The sequence below is a fragment of the uncultured Paracoccus sp. genome, from assembly GCF_947496875.1.
GTDB lineage: Bacteria > Pseudomonadota > Alphaproteobacteria > Rhodobacterales > Rhodobacteraceae > Paracoccus.
Genome location: NZ_CANMEH010000082.1, coordinates 1 through 551, shown reverse-complemented (window position 1 = coordinate 551; position 551 = coordinate 1). Strand labels below are relative to the sequence as shown.

The following is a 551-nucleotide window of genomic DNA, read 5'->3' as shown; positions in this document are numbered from 1 at the left end:
TCGATCCCGAGAAAGCCGCGGTGATATTCGATCCGGGCGCCGGCTTCGGCCTGCGCGATCCACGCGTAGAGCTCGACATCGCTGAGCTTCGGCGTCGCCACGCGGGCGCCGATCGGGGTTGCGGCGACCATCAGCATACCCGTGCGGCCCGCGCAGGATCCGCGGTCAGCCGACGGGGCGAATGACCGACGCGCGCGACGGCCTCGCTGATCTTCAGCGCAAGCTGAAGCTGGCTCTGCTCGAAGGCCTCGATGTCGGCGAGCCGGTAGAGCACGCGCCCGCCGAGCTTGAGGAAGGCCGGTCCCTGGCCTCCGTAGCGCCAACGCTCGAGCGTCCGGTGGGAGATTCCCCAGCGCCGGGCCAGCTCCTTCTGGTTCAGGCAATGCCTCTGCAGCATCGGTGTCTCCTCTCGTTGTCGAGGAGACCATGCGAAATTCCGCTGTGGGATGTCGTCAGGATCGGCGGGGGATGCGGAGGGGGATCAGTCGGCCCTTGCAGGACTGACGTTTGGCGGCCGGCGGGGCGCCGTCATCCCCCACCATCCCTCACTC

The 551-nt window shown here is 68.2% G+C and carries 1 protein-coding gene; it reads right to left on the bottom strand.

What is annotated here, in order from left to right; genetic code table 11:
• Window positions 1-130: 130 nt before the first annotated feature.
• Complete coding sequence (locus Q0938_RS19200; protein ID WP_299365727.1) at window positions 131-397, bottom strand: helix-turn-helix domain-containing protein; 267 nt, start codon at window positions 395-397, stop codon at window positions 131-133.
• Between the last annotated feature and the right edge of the window lie 154 nt (window positions 398-551).

What these genes read in the sequence shown, in the direction of transcription:
- Q0938_RS19200 (WP_299365727.1), bottom strand. Translation starts at nt 397, where the DNA reads ATGCTGCAGAGGCATTGCCTGAACCAGAAGGAGCTGGCCCGGCGCTGG.